This window comes from Miltoncostaea oceani, assembly GCF_018141545.1.
In the GTDB taxonomy this organism is placed as follows: Bacteria; Actinomycetota; Thermoleophilia; order Miltoncostaeales; family Miltoncostaeaceae; genus Miltoncostaea; species Miltoncostaea oceani.
In genome coordinates, this window is record NZ_CP064356.1 from 2,684,927 (window position 1) to 2,699,595 (window position 14,669).

Below are 14,669 nucleotides of genomic sequence, written 5' to 3' on the forward strand. Positions count from 1 at the left end.
GTCAGGGATGGGCCGGCGGGGGGAGGATCGCGACAGGTCGTCCGTCGGGGCGCGCCAGGAGGGCTCCCCCCGGGCGGATGCCCAGGGCACGGGCGGCCGCCAAGGGCAGTCGCCGTTCCACGACCGGCGGCACGGGCCTGGGTTCCGTGGGACAGGATCCCCGGGGCGGACCTCCCGGACCGCAGAAGAGCGTGAGGCCGTCCGTCAGCAGGTCGAGCGTCGAACGGCGACCGCCGCCCGTCGGCACCCAGACGTGGGCGATCCGCCCGCCCAGGTCGATGTGGAGCTCGTCCGCGGGGTCCCGCGCCAGCTCGGGCGCCGCCGATCTGGCCACGAGGTGGGATGCGACGGGCCGGCGCTCGGCCTCGTAGCTGTCCAGCAGCGCGTCCCCCGCCCATCCATGGTGGACCCAGGCCAGCTTCCAGCCGAGGTCGTGACCGTCCTGGACGGCCGCGTTGAGGCCCATCCCCCCGCGCGGAGTCATGCGATGGGCGGCGTCGCCGGCGAGGAACGCCGGCCCTGCGCGGAAGTGTGCGGCGAGGTGGGCGCCGTACGTCAGGGAGACGACGCGCTCGATCTCCACCGGGAGGTCCGGCGCCCCGGCACCGGCGCGGATGAGCGCCGTCACGCGGCTCGGGCGGTAGTCGCCGATGTCCTCGACGGCGGGGTCCCACTCCCGGGCGTACACCCAGCGGTCCCCGCGCCCGGCCGGGATGAAGCTGCCGTGACCGTCCTGGTGGGTGACGATGTAGACGACGTGACGACGCTCGCCGAGGCGGCTCCAGAGCGGCGCCCGGAACTGGACGCCGATACGCTCGCCCAGGCCGTCCCATCGTTGCACCGGGATCCCCAGGGACCGGCGCAACCCACCGCGCACCCCGTCGGCCGCCACGAGGTGGCGTGCCCTGACGACGACCGCGCGACCGGCACGACGGTCGCGCAGCTCGGCCCGCACACCGGCGTCGTCGGCCACCACGTCCGTCACCGCGACGCCGGTCGCGAACGTGACCGCGTCGTGGTCCCCGAGCCGCTCCACCAGGAGCCGCTCGAGGTCGGCCTGCGCCACGCACGCCGGCGCGCACGGGCTGAGCAGCGCGCTCTGGGCGCGCGTCGGTTGTCCGGCCGGGAACTCCACCCCTGAGGACGGTTCCGAGAGCACCCGCCCCATCCACGCCGTCCAGTCGATCTCCGGCGCGCCGGCGAGGAGATGCTCCTCGAGTCCCCAGGACCGGGCGAGCTCCATCGACCTCAGGCTGAGGCCCGTGGCGCGTGGCAGCGGCGACAGCACGCGGCGTCGGTCCACCAGCAGGCAGCCGACGCCGTGGCGCGCAAGGGTCAGCGCGGCGACCGCCCCCGCGGGGCCGGCCCCCACGACGAGTACCGGGACCTCCCGCGGGATCGTCGCTCGGCCGCCCCCGGCTCGCCACGGCGTCTCCGTCATCGGCCCGGGGGCGGGCCCACCAGGGCGGCGAGCACCGAGGGGTCCGAGAGATGGACCTCGTGGGGGGCGCCCTCGACCACGGTCGGGGCGCCGGCGCCGAGCTCGGCGAGGCGGGCGACCGCCGCGCCGACCAGTTCGTTCGGCGCGTCGCCGACGGCGACAGTGACGGGTGCCGCCCGCAGCTCGGCCGCGGTGAACGGTCGCAGGGTGATCGACGGATCGTCCCTGACCATGGCCTCGGCGTTGGCGCGGGCGGCGGCGAACGCGGGGTCGTCCACGGTCACGGGGAACCCGAGGATGTACGTCAGCAGGATCGCCTGGGCACCCGGGTAGTCGCCTGGGTGGCGCCGCAGGTGCGCCTCGACCGGCTCGAGGATCGCGGCGTTGGCGGCGGCGGCGCCGGGGAGCACGCCGGAGGCGGGCGGCTCCCAGGCGAGCACCCGATGGACCGCACCGGGGTGGCGCGCGGCGAGCGCGAGGGCGACCACCCCGCCGGAGCTGAGCCCCAGGACCGTCGCGGGCCTCGCGTCGAGGGCCTCGAGCAGGGCAGCGGCGTCATCGGCGTGCTGGTCGGCGCCGTTGCCGGGCCAGCCGTCGCGTCCGGAACCGCCGGTGCCGCGGCGGTCGTAGCTGATCACCCGATAGCCGGCGGCGGCGAGGGCGTCCGCCTGCGCGGACAGCATGCCCGCGTCCTCCCCGGCCCCGTGGATCAGGAGCAGGGGCGGACCGTCCCCCCGTTCCTCGACGTGCAGGGTCGTGCCGGCGACGGCCAGGTTCGTGGACCGTGCCGTCGGGACCTCCCGATGGGCGGAGCCGCCGCAGGCGGTGAGCGCCATGGGCAGGGCGAGCAACACGGCGACGAGCGCCGTGCGAGGGCGGGGCATGCGGTGGTCCTTTCGTGGTGGTGGCGCCGGCCCCCGGCCGGCGGCTCCGCGGGGCGCCGCTAGGTGTAGTCACCCGCAGCGTTGTTGACGGTTCCGGGTTGACGTAGCGAGGACCCCCGAGGGAGTTGTGGAGGTGACTAAGCCTTCCCAGCCCCAAGGGGGTCCTCATGGCTCACGCTAACGCCCGCCTCACCGTCCACGGAAGGATGCTGCTGGTTCAGCGGGTGGTGGCCGGCCACCGGCCAGCCGATGCCGCCCACCAACTCGGATGCTCACGCGCCACCGCCTACAAGTGGCTGCGCCGCTTCCGTGAGGAGGGCCCCTCGGGCCTGGCCGACCGACCGAGCCGGCCGCATCGCTGCCCGCACCGCACCCCCCAAGCCACCGTGAGGCGCATCCTGTGGGCCCGGGCCACCCACCGCCGTGGCGCCGACTGGATCGGCGCTGAGCTCGGGGTGGCGGCCTCGACGGTGGGCCGGGTGATCGCCCGCCACCGCATGCCCCTCCTGCGCGACCTGGACGCCCTCACCGGGGAGCCCGTGCGCCAGGGGCCGGTCAGCCGGGTGCGCTACGAACGCGAACGGCCCGGTGAGCTGATCCACATCGACGTCAAGAAGCTCGGGCGGATCCGGGAAGGCGGAGGCTGGCGGGCCGTTGGCCGGGCGGCGGCACCCTCGGCGCGGGGGACCCTGGGTTACGACTACGTCCACTCCGCCGTCGATGACCACTCACGGCTCGCCTACTCAGAGATCCACCCCGACGAGCGCGGAGTCACCTGCGCGGGGTTCCTCACCCGCGCCGCCGCCTTCTTCAACTCCCACGGCATCACCCGGATCGAGGCGGTGATGAGCGACAACGCCTTCTCGTACAGGCTCTCACGGGACTTCCAGGCCGCCCTCGCCGGCCTCGGCGCCCGCCACATCCTCATCTGGAGTCGCCCCGCTTTGGCGGACAGTTTTCCTAGGCCGCCGACTCCTGCCGGCGGTGGTGCTGTGCCTCGAACTCGGCGGGGCTGAGGTAACCGAGGCCCGAGTGCCGGCGGCGTGGGTTGTACCAACTCTCGATGTAGTCGTAGATCGCGGTCCGCGCCTGCTGGCGGGTCGGCCAGGAGCGTCGGTCGATCAGCTCGGTCTTGAGGGTCGACATGAACGACTCGGCGAGGGCGTTGTCATAGGCATCGCCACGTGAGCCCATCGACTGGGCGATCCCCGCCTCGCGCAGGGCGCGTCCGCAGGCGAAGCTCGTGTACTGGGATCCCCGGTCGCTGTGGTGCACCAGCTGGCCGGGCTCCACCTGGCGCCGCCACAGCGCCATCTGGATCGCATCGACGACCAGTTCGGCCCGCAGGTCCTCGCGCATCGACCAGCCGACGACGCGGCGGCTGTAGGCATCGACGACCACCGCGACATAGAGCCACCCCGCCCAGGTCCGCACGTAGGTGATGTCAGCCACCCACAACGCGTTCGGGCACTCGGCGAGGAAGCGTCGCTCCACCAGATCCGCGGCCGGGGCCCGCAGCGGGTCGCGCTCGGTGGTGCGCTGGAAGCGGCGCCGGTGGGTGCCCTCGATCCCCGCCTCGCGCATCAACCGGGCGATCCGCTTACGGCCGTGGCGGTGGCCGTCAGCACGCAGTTCGGCGTGGATGCGGGCGGCGCCGTAGGTGCCGCGGCTCATCCGATGCACCGCGCGGAGCCGCTCGAGGAGCTGTTCATCCTCGCGCCGGCGGCTCGACGGTGGTCGGGCGGCCCACGAGTAGAAGCCCGAGCGTGAGACGCCGAGCGTCCTGCAGAGGGTGGAGACCCCGTGTGCGGCCTTCTCGGCGGCGATGAACCGGTAGAGGCTCACCGCGTCGTCTCCGTGGCGAAGAAGGCCGCGGCTTTTTTCAGGATCTCCCGCTCCTCACGCAACACCTTGTTCTCACGCCGAAGCCGGGCGAGCTCGGCGCGTTCGTCGCTGGTGAGCCCCGGCGCCGTGCCCTGGTCGATCTGCGCCTGCTTGACCCACCGGCGTACCGCCGTCTCGCTGAGGTCGAGCTCTCGACAGACCGCCCCAATGGACTTCCCCGAGGACTCGATCAACTCGACCGTGCGGGCCTTGAACTCCTCACTGAACTCCCGCCGTGCCCGTCGCTCCCGCTGCTCCATGTGGACCTCCTTGGAGAAGCATCATCGCCTCTCCGATGGTGTCCGCAGAAGCGGGGCGACCCCACATCCGCCCCCACTGCCCCTGGCAGAACGGGAAGGTCGAGCGGTTCAACCGCACCCTGCTCACCGAGATGCTTCTATCGGCGTCAAGAAGCTAATCGGGCGCTCCTCTCGAGGAAGCGGAAGAGCTGGCGAGCGACGGTGCGTTTGAGGCAGCGTTGGATCTCGCGCAGGCTGCGCCCCTCGGCGCTGCGGCGGGAGACGTAGGCACGGGTCGCCTCGTCGTGGCGCATACGCACCAGCACGATGTTGTGCAGGGCTCGATTGAGCTGGCGATCGCCCTGGCGTGAGAGCCGGTGCCGGCTGACCTGGCCGGAGGACGCCGGGATGGGCGCCACACCAGCCAGCGCGGCGAACGCCGCCTCGCTGCGGATTCGTCCAGGGTGCGACCAGCTCACAAGCAGCTGGCTCGCGGTGATGACGCCGAGCCCGGGCAGTTCGAGCAGGGCGGGGCAGATCGCGCGGACAAGCCGCGCGAGTTCGGCCTCAAGCACAGCGGATTCACCGGTGAGGTGATCGATGCGCTGCGCGGTCGCCCGCAGCGCAAGAACCGCGGCTCGTCGTTCCTCGTCGTGGCGCTGCATCAGGTGCAGGCGAGAGCAGGTGCGGATGAGCTCGGCTCGTGTGAGACCGCGCAGCGATTCGCGCAAGACGCTCGGCGAGGTGACGACGAGCGCCCTCAGCTGATTGATGGCGGCCGTGCGTGCGGCGATGCTCGCCCTGCGGGTGGCCAGCAGGACACGCAGCGCCTCGCGAACGCCACGCGCCCGCGGGCTTGCCAGATGGGCTCGGCTGAGCGCCTCGCGCGCCGCGCGAAGGGCGTCAAGGCCGTCATCCTTGCCGCGTCGGCGCGCCGGACGCGAGGGGCGGTCGATCTCGACGACCGCCTCACCGAGGGCCACCAACAGCGCCGTGAGGCCCGCTCCGTAGCTGCCTGTTTGCTCGATCGCCCATAGGCGCGGCCCAGGGGCGGCGGCCCTGACAGCGTCGATCAGCCGCTCGAGCCCTGGCGGGTCGGTCGTCGCCGCGAACTCGGCGCGCAAGCTGCCCGTGCGGTCGACGAGGGCGGCCGCATGAGTCTGGGAATGGGTGTCGACACCTACGACGTGGGCGAAGTCCTCTGCCACGATGGCCATGCGGTGCTCCTTCCTGGATCGAGCGCCGTCTGCGGCGCCGGCCTGGATGAAGACACCGTGCGGCAGGACTGTGATGGGTCACGGCTGCAGCCGGACAGGCTTCTGATCAGGCCAGCAGGCGGTTGGCCAGGCCGGCGCCGGCATCGGAGCGACATATCTCAGCGACAGGCACGCACCAGGCGGCCAATGGGCGCTATGGGTCACCTCCGACACCGACGCCAGCCTGACAAACGGCCCGAGGACCGCCCACCCAGACTCACAATGGGCCTACTCGCAGGTGTTCACCAGCAACACCCAGCGGGCCGGGTGCCTGCCAGACTTCCTCGAGCACTACAACACCCAACGCCGCCACAGCAGCCTCAACGGCCGCCCGCCGATCAGCCGCCTGTCAACAACGTGGTGACCAACTACAGCTAGGCGGCGGTGCGGTGGGCGGTGAGGAGAAGGCGGCCGTCGCCGACGGCGAACGGCGAACCGTCCGGCCCGGCGTGGTGCTCGATGCGCGTGAACCCGCTGTCCGCGAGCAGTCGGCGCAGGTGCGCGATGGTGTAGACGTGATGGAGGGCCGTGGCCTCGAGCCGCTGCGCGCCGCGGACGAACACGTACCGGCTGAGCAGGCGGCTCCCCGCGACGTCGTAGGCGTTGGATCCCGAGACCACGATGTCCCCGGCGGCGATGTCGCGGGGGCGCCCGTCGATGAAGCCGGGGAGCACCGACTCGGCGGCGGCGGAGTAGTCGATGACGAGACCGCCCCCCGGCCGGATGGCCGCGCCGAGCGCCGACAGGAACTCCACGAGGCCGTCGAGCGCCAGGTAGCCGAGGCTGTTGCCCATGCAGACGGCGGCGTCGAACGAGCCGTCGCGTGGGATCTCGCGCATCTCGGCGACGACCACCTCGGGCCGCAGGCCCGCCGTGCGCGCCGCCGCCCGTGCGTGGTGGACGGCCTCCTCGGAGATGTCCACGCCGACGACGTCGTGGCCGCGGGCGGATAGCGCGAGAGTGTGCCGGCCACTACCGCAGGGCACGTCCAGCACCCGCGACCCCGGCCGCAGGGCGAGGCGGTCCTCGATGAAGTCCAGCTCGGAGGCGGTCGCGTCCGCCGGGACGGCGCGCCGCCAGAACTCGTTCGGCAGCTCGGTGAAGAACTCCGTGTACCAGTCCGCCGGGACGGCGTCGTCGCTGGGGTCGTGACTGCTCATGGGCGCAGGATGCACGCACCCCGTCGCGCGGTCATGAGCGGTGCATTACTCGATTCCCGGCACGGGCCTACTCAGTCGCGCTCGCGGAGCAGGTCCGCCAGCGCCCGGCGTCCCGACACTCCGAGCTTGCGATAGACCCGCAGCAGGTGGTTGTCCACGGTGCGCACCGAGATCACCAGGCGCCCGGCGATCTCGCGACTGCTGAGACCGGCGGCGGCGAGCACGGCGATCTCGTGCTCGCGGCGGGTCAGGTCCTCGGCCGGCGCGTCCGGAAGCGTCGGGGGGGCGGCGCCCTCGCAGCGTCGCAGCAGGTGGGCGCCGCGGGTGGCCGCGGCCCGTGCCCGCGCCTCGCGTCCGTCACGGGAGTGCGCCGCGGCGGCGGCGAGCCAGGTCTCGGCGGAGACCAGCACCGAACCGATCCCGGCGAGACTCTCCGCGACCGCCTCGAGGCCGTCGGCGTCCCCGCGGGCGAGCGCCGCCGCGTGCGCCGCCGCCGTCGCGGCGAACGGGCCCTCGACGCCCTCGGCGAGGACGGCGAGGTCCGGTGCCGCCGAGGCGGCGCCGCCCAGGCGCGCGAGCGCGTGGAGGGCCTGGACGGCGTGGACGCTCCGGCCGCCCGCCCGCGCCTCGGCCGCGGCCGCCGTGAGGATGGCGCCGGCCCGCGTGCGCTCGCCGTCCGAGGCGGCGCTCCAGGCGCGCGCGAGGTCGAGTTCGACGGAGAACGCCCGGTGCCCGAGGAGGGTGTCGTCCAGTTCGGCGACGGCGTCGCGTGATGCGAGCGTGTCGCCCCCCTGGGCGGCCGCCTGGGCGACGCCGGCCAACGCGACCGCGCGCATCCCCACCGCATCCGCGTCCCGGAGCAGCACGGCGCTCTCCCGGAAGAGCCGTGACGCCGTCCCGACGCGGCCGCGCGCGAGCCAGATGGACGCGAGGGAGATGCCCTCGACCGCCGACGGCAGGGCCGAACCGCGCCCGAGCATCGACCGGTAGAGGGCCTCCGAGGATCGCGTCGCCTCCACCAGGCGGCCGGCGTGCCGGAGGGCGAGGCCCCGCAGGCCGAGGAGCACCACCTCGGCCTGCGGCAGCTCGTGCCGTTCCCCCCGGGCGGCCGGCAGGTTTTCGTCCACCACCTCCAGCGCGCGCGAGATCCGCCCGCAGGTCAGCAGTGCCTCGGCGGCCCCCGTCGCCGCCCGCACACGCACGACGTCCGCAACGCCCCGGCGCGCCAACAGCGGCCCGGCGGTGGCGAGGGCCTCGGCCGGACGACCTGACGCGGCCAGCAGGCGCACCTGCTCCGCCTCGATGCGGTCCCGTGCCGACCGGGAGGCCACGCGGCGGCCGACGGCCTCCAGCAGCGCCCCCGCCTCGTCGGGTCCGCCCCGGGCCCAGAACAGGTTGCCGGCCGCGCCGATCGCGGCCGCCACCCGGCCATCGTCGCCGGGCGCATCGTCGATGAGGCGCGCGAGGAGGTCCGCCGACTCGTCGGCCATCCCCTGCGCGGCGAGCGCGCGCCCGAGCAGCAGGTGCGCGCCGAAACCCCCGTCGCGGCGGATCGCGGCACGCGCCAGGCGCTCCGCGAGGGCGGGGTCCAGGGCGGCCAGGGCCTGCGCGGCGGCCTGCTGGAACAGCGTGCTCCCCCCGCCGCCCGCCTCGAGCCTCCAGACCGCCACCCGGAGCTGGTCGCCGCCGCGCCGGGCCCCGCGGGACTCGACGTCCTCCGCGAGCCGGGCGTGGAGGGCGTCCCGGCGGCCACCCGCCATCTGCGCGACGACGGCCTCCGCATGGAGGGGGTGCGCGACCTCGACGAGACTCCGTCGTTCGTCGCGCCGGCGCGAGACCAGGCCGGCGTCCTCCAGGCGCGACAGCGCGTCCGCCTCCGCGGGCGCGAGCGCATCCACGCCGAGCTGCCCCGCGACCGCGACCAGTTCCAGCACGGTCCGCTCCACGGGCGTCAGGCCGTCGACCCGTACGCCCACGACGTCGGCGAGGCGTGCGCCCGGGCTCAGCCGTCCCCTCCACCGCCACACCCCGTCGTCGCGGGCGAGGGTGCCGTCGGTGCGGCCGAGCCGGACGACCTCGCGCAGGAACAGGGGGTTCCCGCGGGTGAGGGCCCAGAGCGCCTCCCTGCTGCGACCGTCCACCGGCGCGGCGAGCACATCCTCCAGCAGACGCGCCATCGCGACCGGCGTCAGCTCCTCGAGATCGACGACGACGCAGTGCTCGTCCTTCCCGAGTGCCTGCAGGGCGTCCGGCATGGCGTGACCCGCCCGTACCGTCATGACGACGAGCGCGTCGCCGGTGACGACCAGCAGGTGGACGAGGGCGGCGGAGGCCTCGTCCAGGAGATGGCCGTCATCGACGCACAGCAGCATGCGGCGCCCGGCGGCGCGGGCCGCGAGGGACCGGCGCACGCGACCCAGGAGATCGACGCCCTCGCCCGCCGTCTCGCTGGCGTCGAGCAGGGCGGCGACCGCCCCGAGCGGGATCGCGCGACTGGACGCCGTCGCGCGCACCCATCCGACGACCAGCCCCCGCGACCGGGCGATCCGCGCGGCCTCGGCCGCCAGCCGGGTCTTCCCCACCCCCGCCGGGCCGCTGACGATGACGCCGCCGGACGCCCGCGTCAGGGCCGCCGCGATGATCCCGAGTTCGTCCTGCCGGCCGGTGATCGGCCACGGCGTCGCCCCGTCGTGTTCCGCCATCGCGCGCAGTCTCCCGCGACGGAGGTGCCGCGCGCGACCCCAGGCCGGAGTCGGGGCGTCGGACCAGGGGGGATGCATCACGCCATCCCCCCGCGCGGTACCCGGCGGTGACCGCCGGGTACCGCGGGGGCGTCAGCGGATGAAGACCGGCGTCCCGATCTCCACGAGCGGGTAGAGCTTCTCGACGTCCGAGATGTACATCCGGATGCAGCCGTGGGAGGCGCGGGTGCCGATCGACCCGGGTGACGGCGTGCCGTGCATGCCGATCGCCGGGGCGGACGTCCCGATCCACCGGGTGCCGAGCGGGTTGCTCACGCCGGGCGGGACGGGGCCGAGGCCCTCGGCCCACGGGGAGCTCGGCGGGAACCACGTCGGGTTCACCTGCTTCTGGATCACCTGGAAGTCGCCCGAGGGCGTCGGGTAGGCGGGCTGGCCGACCGCGATCGGGAAGCTCAGCTTGCGCGTGCCCTTGTACCAGGTGAGCCGGAAGTTGCCCCGGTCGATCACCACGAACGCGCCGACCGAGGTGCGGGCGGGGGCGACGCGGCGCGACGCCAGCGCGTAGGCGGGGCGGTCGCGGGTCACGATCGCCGCGGCGATCTGCGTGGTCGCCTTCGGCACGTCGATGGCGATGCCCACCCGCGGCTTGCGGATGACCGGGCGGACGCCCTTCAGGGAGACGGCGGCGTCCACGGCGGACAGGTCGTTCTTCGCGGCGCGCAGCGCCAGGACCGCGCGCAGCTTCTTCTTGTTGACGGTCGCCGCGAGCGGCACGTCCACGACGCCCTCCGGCGGGAGCGGCTTCGACCGGCCGTAGAGCAGCGCGACCTTGATCGCGTAGTCCACCTTCGCGGCGTACCCGACCTTCACCGGCTCGACCTTCAGGTTGCGCCCGCGGAAGGTGACGAGCAGGGGCGCGCGGCGCGGCACGACGTGCTGCTGGATGACGGCGGCGCGGGCGGCGGCCACGGTGGCGCCGCCGACGGGGATCCCGGCGATCGTCACGCCCGGGGCGATCACGCCCGCCGGGAGGGGGGCCGGTGCGACGGGGGCGGGCGCCTGCGCGCCCGCAACCGCCGGGATCAGAGACCCAACCGCGGCCAAGGCCGCCAGACCGATCCCCGCACGCCACTTCGTCATCTCTGGACCCCTGTCGCCATCGGCTGTCTCAGCGCGCGATGCTAGCGCGAAGGGCGGCGGGTGAGCCCCCCGGCCGGGTACGGCAGGTCGCACCGCACCAGGCGGTCCCCGGGGCCGACGCGCGCCAGGGCGATGTCGCCGGTCACGGACGGGCGGCGCAGACGCCCGAGCGTGACCGCGAGGCGGCCGTCCCCGTCGAGTCCCGCGGCCTCGACCGCGTCGAGCGGGAGGGGCCCGTAGACGCCGACGAGGCGGAGGTCCCCCGCCCCCGGGTTCGCGTCCTGCACCGCGCTCCAGGCGGCGGCGAGGCGCGGCCGCGGCAGCAGCGTCCACGGCACCCGCGCACGGCGCTGGGTGCGGAGCGCCCCGAGGCGCGCGCGGCGGGCGGCGGGCATGGCGACGGCCGCCGGGGCGGCACGCGCGACCACCGCGAGGGGCGCGACGTGGCGGGCGGCGGAGGCCGTCGCGAGCGCCGGCGCGCGCCCCGCGGTCGCGGCCACCGCGACGACGGCCCGGCGGTGACGCGCCGCGAGGGCGTCGAGGGCCGCGGAGCGGGCCGGCGACGGCGCGACCGTGCCGCCGCCGCGGGCGGCCGCGGCCGGCGGGCCGGCGGCGCGGGCGGCGACGACCGGGTGGCGCGGCGCGTTGGCGTGCGCGGCCGGCGGGTCGACGGCGCGCGCGGTGGTGCGGGCGCCGATGCGGGCGACGGCGCGCCGCAGCTCCTCCAGGGAGGAGCGCCCCGCGGGGCTCAGGTGGGGTCCTCCCCCGCCACGATCACCGCGAGGGCGTCCCGCACCCGCTCGGCGGGTTCGAGGGGGTCCATGCGCCGGCCGAGGGCGACCAGCGCCTCGGCGACCGCCGCCTCGTCGGGGGAGCCCTCGGGGAGCGTGACGCGGAGGGGGTGACCGCCCTCGGCGGCCTGCAGCAGGAACGACCCGGACCCCTGGGCGCTGCGGGCCCCGGCGGCGCCGAGCGGGTCGACCCCCGACCGGGCGACGAGCGCCACCGGGCAGAGCGCGATCGGCTCGTCGAGCAGGTCGGGGTCGTCGACGACCAGCAGCGACGGCGGGGCGTCGAGCGCCTCGATCAGGGTCCGCAGCACCACCTCGGTGCGGAGGTAACGATCGAGGACGCCCCCGTAGAGGGCGCGCTGCAGGCGGGTCGGGGTGATCGGGTCGGTGTACCGGAAGTCCACCGGCAGCCCCGACGCGTCGGTCACCATCAGGCCGCCGACGTAGGTGCCGTCGTCCTCGACCCGCACCACGAGGAAGCCGGGGCGGTGCTCGGCCTCGCGACCCGCGGCGCGCCGGTCGGCGAGGGGGCTACGCGAAGACATCGACGAGCCTGCCGCTCACGCCGCTCGGGTCGGGAGCGCCGGTGGCGCCCCGCGTCAGGGCCGGCGCGCCCTGCCCGTGAGGGGCCCCGTCCGGCGTCGCCCCGCCCGACGCGGCGTCGGCGGCGGGACGACGGGCCGCCGCGGCCGCGGCGGCCTGGGCGGCCATCGCCGCGTGGGCGGCCGGAGGGGTCGCGACGCGGTCGGCGATCGGCGTCACGAGGGCTCATCCATCGCGAAGCCGCGCCCTGACGCGGCGGGGTCGGCGGCCTGGGCGGCGGCGGCCTGGGCCGCGGCGGCCTCGAGGGCCTCGCGGTTGGCCTGCGCCGCGGCGGAGCGCATCAGCGCCTGCAGCACCAGGAGCGCCGACCACCAGGCGACCAGCGACATCCCGACGGCCGCGACGAGCGCGCGGATGACCGCGTCGGCGAGCGGGAAGCCCTGGCCGCGGCAGACGTGGAAGGCGACGGCGAAGCCGACGAGCGCGCCGACCGCGCGGGCACGGCCGACCCAGAGCGCCATCGGGCTCTCCTCCGCCGCGCCGCCCTTCGCACCCTTCGCGGCCTTCTCCCCCTTCGCCATCAGGCGATCCCGCTGTCGCGCGCGCGCAGCTCGCGCTGGCGCTCGAACACGAAGCGCACGAGGCGGTCCGTGTCGGCGGGCTCCATGTCGAGGAAGGCGATCGCCACGCGCCAGGGGCGTTGGTCGCCGGGGGTGCGGTCGCACCGCACGACCCGGCCCTCGACGTCGAACGTCCCGGCCTCGCCGCCGCAGCGCACGCTCACGCGCACCGCCTCGCCCTGCTCGATCGGCCGCCCGGAGCGCAGGAGCGCCCCGCCCGCCGACAGGTTCTCGGTGACCGCGCCGACGGGGGCGTTGTCGAAGTCGTCGCCGATGCTGGCGTGCGCCATCAGGTGCACCGGCACGCGCACCGCGGTGCGGCGCTGGAGCCGCCGGGTCGCGCCCGTGACCTGGGCCAGGTAGACGGCGGGGCCGTCGTCGGCCGGCCCGTCCACCAGGACCGCGTCGACCTCGCACGGCACCTCGCGGTGGGCGTACGCGACGAGGAACGGCCGGCGCAGGGGCAGCCGCACGACGCGGCCGCCGAGGCGGGGCGCGGCGAGCGACAGCACGTCCTCGCGGTGGGCGTCCACCACCGTCGGCCAGGGGCCGCCGGGGAGGCCGTCCAGCATCACGCGGTCCCCGCGCTCGGGGAGCGGCGCGCCGGATTCGGCGGGGACGGGGGTCACGGCAGGATCATCTCCGCGACGCGGCGCGCGTCGGCCGGGGCGAGCGAGCCGGGGACCGAGGTGCCGTCCGAGAGGTAGGCGAGCGGCTTGCCCATCCGCAGCGGCACGTTGACGAGGTTGCCGAGGTGGCGGGTCTCGTCGATCTTGGTGATCGCCAGCCGGTTGACGCCGACGAGGCGGAACCGGCGCTGGACGTCGCCGAGGTCGGCGAGCGGCGTGGCGAGCGGCAGCACCAGGTGGATCTCCTCGATCTTCGCGGGGCCGAGGAGGGCGGCGAGGCCCTCGATGCCGGCGAGCTGCTGGTGCGAGCGGCCCGCGGTATCGACCACCACGAGGTCGCGGTCGACCAGGGTCGCGCGGAGCCGCGCGAGGGTGGCGGCGTCGGGCGCCCGGAAGAGCTGGACGTCGAGGCGGCGGGCGTGGGCCTCGAGCGCGTCGTGGGGGCCGTCGCCGGCGGCGATCAGCGCGACGGTGAGGCCCGCGGCGCGGTACCCGCCCGCGAGGTTGGCGGCGGCGCTCGTCTTGCCGACGCCGCTCTGGCCGACGAGGGCGACGGTGTGGCCGGCGGGACGGGCCTTCCAGTCGCGGACCACCGGCAGGCGGGCCGACAGGTGGTCGCGCATCGCGTCGCGGATGCCGTCCCCGGGGCCGACGAACGGCAGGACCGAGCGGACGAAGCCGTCGAGGAAGGGGTCGAGGTAGCGGGGGTCCACGCCGGCGCGGACCAGCTCGCCGCGGACGCCGTCGAGCGTCCCGCCACCGGTGCGGCCGGCGCGGCGGGCCGCCGGGCGCGGGTCCGCGACCGGCGCGGCCGGGGGCATCTCCAGGGCGTCCATCTCGGCGGGCGGCAGGACCGCCGCCGGCGCCGGCTCGACCGCGGCGTCGTGGGCGTCGCGCACCGCGGCGCGGGCGGCCTCGATGATCGCCTCGGTGCGCTCGCGGTCGCCCGGCGCGAAGGGGGCGCCGGCGCGGGCGTAGGCGGCGGCGGGCGAGGCGGCGGGCGCCCCGCCGGGGGCGGGCGGCAGCGTCGCCTCGGCCTCGATCGCCGCCTCGAGGCGGGTGTCGAGGTGGCGGCCGAACGGCGTCGGGACGAAGGCCTCGGCCTCGTCGTCGCCGGCGGACGCGTCGGTCGTGTCGATCGTCGGCGGCGCGACCGCCACCGAGGCCGCGGCCTCGAGGTTGGCGCGCTCGCCCTCGCCGGCGGGCATCCCCTCGGCGGCGGTGACCTCGACGCCCTCGCGGCCGAAGAAGCCGCCGATGCCGCCGGTCACGACGCGCTTGGTCTGCAGGATCACGGCCTCGTCGCCGAGCTCCTCGCGGACCTTGGTCAGCACCTCGTCGATGGTCGCTCCGGAGAACTGCTTGATCTGCACGGCCGGT

At 75.6% G+C, this 14,669-nt stretch carries 14 protein-coding genes and 2 pseudogenes; 3 read left to right on the forward strand and 13 right to left on the reverse strand.

Going from position 1 to position 14,669, the window contains the following annotated elements; translation table 11 throughout:
• Nucleotide 1: 1 nt before the first annotated feature.
• Together IU369_RS13690 and IU369_RS13695 are read right to left on the reverse strand one after the other, a co-directional pair.
• Nucleotides 2-1,441 (reverse strand): FAD-dependent monooxygenase, encoded by a 1,440-nt coding sequence (locus tag IU369_RS13690; RefSeq protein ID WP_281426185.1) that lies wholly within the window; start codon nucleotides 1,439-1,441, stop codon nucleotides 2-4.
• Nucleotides 1,438-2,325: an alpha/beta fold hydrolase gene (locus tag IU369_RS13695; RefSeq protein WP_217921541.1), complete on the reverse strand. Its 888-nt coding sequence runs from the start codon at nucleotides 2,323-2,325 to the stop codon at nucleotides 1,438-1,440. Before IU369_RS13695 ends, IU369_RS13690 begins: the two co-directional genes overlap by 4 nt.
• Before the next feature lie 167 nt (nucleotides 2,326-2,492).
• Between IU369_RS13695 and IU369_RS13700 the strand changes: the two genes are divergently transcribed.
• A complete protein-coding gene (locus IU369_RS13700) occupies nucleotides 2,493-3,341 on the forward strand; it encodes a leucine zipper domain-containing protein (RefSeq protein WP_217921542.1) in 849 nt (282 codons plus the stop codon).
• Here IU369_RS13700 and IU369_RS13705 read toward each other — a convergent pair.
• Nucleotides 3,286-4,469, reverse strand: a protein-coding gene (locus IU369_RS13705) for an IS3 family transposase (protein WP_217921543.1) whose coding sequence is annotated in 2 segments (ribosomal slippage) — nucleotides 3,286-4,199 and nucleotides 4,199-4,469 — 1,185 coding nt in all. Because the reading frame shifts where the segments join, the coding sequence is not laid out codon by codon here. The genes IU369_RS13700 and IU369_RS13705 overlap by 56 nt on opposite strands.
• A gap of 65 nt (nucleotides 4,470-4,534) precedes the next feature.
• Here IU369_RS13705 and IU369_RS23750 point away from each other — a divergent pair.
• Nucleotides 4,535-4,627 (forward strand): annotated as a pseudogene (locus IU369_RS23750) (integrase core domain-containing protein); the annotation flags it as partial.
• Here the strand turns inward: IU369_RS23750 and IU369_RS13715 are convergent.
• Nucleotides 4,616-5,665 carry an IS110 family RNA-guided transposase gene (locus IU369_RS13715; protein ID WP_217921545.1) on the reverse strand — a complete coding sequence of 350 codons (1,050 nt, stop codon included), beginning with the start codon at nucleotides 5,663-5,665 and terminating at the stop codon, nucleotides 4,616-4,618. The pseudogene IU369_RS23750 and the gene IU369_RS13715 sit on opposite strands and share 12 nt — an antisense overlap.
• Before the next feature lie 256 nt (nucleotides 5,666-5,921).
• Here IU369_RS13715 and IU369_RS13720 point away from each other — a divergent pair.
• Nucleotides 5,922-6,068: pseudogene (locus tag IU369_RS13720) on the forward strand (integrase core domain-containing protein); the annotation flags it as partial.
• A gap of 10 nt (nucleotides 6,069-6,078) precedes the next feature.
• Here the strand turns inward: IU369_RS13720 and IU369_RS13725 are convergent.
• The 9 genes from IU369_RS13725 to IU369_RS13765 form a co-directional block, all read right to left on the reverse strand.
• Nucleotides 6,079-6,864 carry an SAM-dependent methyltransferase gene (locus tag IU369_RS13725; RefSeq protein ID WP_217921547.1) on the reverse strand — a complete coding sequence of 262 codons (786 nt, stop codon included), beginning with the start codon at nucleotides 6,862-6,864 and terminating at the stop codon, nucleotides 6,079-6,081.
• 71 nt (nucleotides 6,865-6,935) lie between these two features.
• A complete protein-coding gene (locus IU369_RS13730) occupies nucleotides 6,936-9,566 on the reverse strand; it encodes a LuxR C-terminal-related transcriptional regulator (protein WP_217921548.1) in 2,631 nt (876 codons plus the stop codon).
• Nucleotides 9,567-9,698: 132 nt separating this feature from the next.
• Entirely contained in the window at nucleotides 9,699-10,571 is an 873-nt protein-coding gene (locus IU369_RS13735; RefSeq protein ID WP_217921549.1) for a L,D-transpeptidase family protein, read from the reverse strand.
• Between the two features lie 176 nt (nucleotides 10,572-10,747).
• Nucleotides 10,748-11,206, reverse strand: a complete 459-nt coding sequence (locus IU369_RS13740; RefSeq protein WP_217921550.1) for a hypothetical protein — start codon at nucleotides 11,204-11,206, stop codon at nucleotides 10,748-10,750.
• 248 nt (nucleotides 11,207-11,454) lie between these two features.
• Complete coding sequence (locus tag IU369_RS13745) at nucleotides 11,455-12,042, reverse strand: hypothetical protein (RefSeq protein ID WP_217921551.1); 588 nt, start codon at nucleotides 12,040-12,042, stop codon at nucleotides 11,455-11,457.
• A complete protein-coding gene (locus IU369_RS13750) occupies nucleotides 12,029-12,259 on the reverse strand; it encodes a hypothetical protein (RefSeq protein WP_217921552.1) in 231 nt (76 codons plus the stop codon). The genes IU369_RS13745 and IU369_RS13750 overlap by 14 nt, the downstream gene beginning before the upstream one ends.
• Nucleotides 12,256-12,621: a hypothetical protein gene (locus IU369_RS13755; RefSeq protein WP_217921553.1), complete on the reverse strand. Its 366-nt coding sequence runs from the start codon at nucleotides 12,619-12,621 to the stop codon at nucleotides 12,256-12,258. The genes IU369_RS13750 and IU369_RS13755 overlap by 4 nt, the downstream gene beginning before the upstream one ends.
• Nucleotides 12,621-13,289: a flagellar brake protein gene (locus IU369_RS13760; protein ID WP_217921554.1), complete on the reverse strand. Its 669-nt coding sequence runs from the start codon at nucleotides 13,287-13,289 to the stop codon at nucleotides 12,621-12,623. The genes IU369_RS13755 and IU369_RS13760 overlap by 1 nt, the downstream gene beginning before the upstream one ends.
• Nucleotides 13,286-14,662, reverse strand: coding sequence for a flagellar biosynthesis protein FlhF (locus tag IU369_RS13765; RefSeq protein WP_217921555.1), 1,377 nt, complete (start codon nucleotides 14,660-14,662; stop codon nucleotides 13,286-13,288). Before IU369_RS13765 ends, IU369_RS13760 begins: the two co-directional genes overlap by 4 nt.
• Between the last annotated feature and the right edge of the window lie 7 nt (nucleotides 14,663-14,669).

Bases quoted from the DNA above. Each gene is read 5' to 3' on its own strand.
- IU369_RS13690 (WP_281426185.1), bottom strand. From the start codon at position 1,441: ATGACGGAGACGCCGTGGCGAGCCGGGGGCGGCCGAGCGACGATCCCG.
- IU369_RS13715 (WP_217921545.1), bottom strand. From the start codon at position 5,665: ATGGCCATCGTGGCAGAGGACTTCGCCCACGTCGTAGGTGTCGACACC.
- IU369_RS13745 (WP_217921551.1), bottom strand. From the start codon at position 12,042: ATGTCTTCGCGTAGCCCCCTCGCCGACCGGCGCGCCGCGGGTCGCGAG.
- IU369_RS13755 (WP_217921553.1), bottom strand. From the start codon at position 12,621: ATGGCGAAGGGGGAGAAGGCCGCGAAGGGTGCGAAGGGCGGCGCGGCG.
- IU369_RS13730 (WP_217921548.1), bottom strand. From the start codon at position 9,566: ATGGCGGAACACGACGGGGCGACGCCGTGGCCGATCACCGGCCGGCAG.
- IU369_RS13725 (WP_217921547.1), bottom strand. From the start codon at position 6,864: ATGAGCAGTCACGACCCCAGCGACGACGCCGTCCCGGCGGACTGGTAC.
- IU369_RS13695 (WP_217921541.1), bottom strand. From the start codon at position 2,325: ATGCCCCGCCCTCGCACGGCGCTCGTCGCCGTGTTGCTCGCCCTGCCC.
- IU369_RS13700 (WP_217921542.1), top strand. From the start codon at position 2,493: ATGGCTCACGCTAACGCCCGCCTCACCGTCCACGGAAGGATGCTGCTG.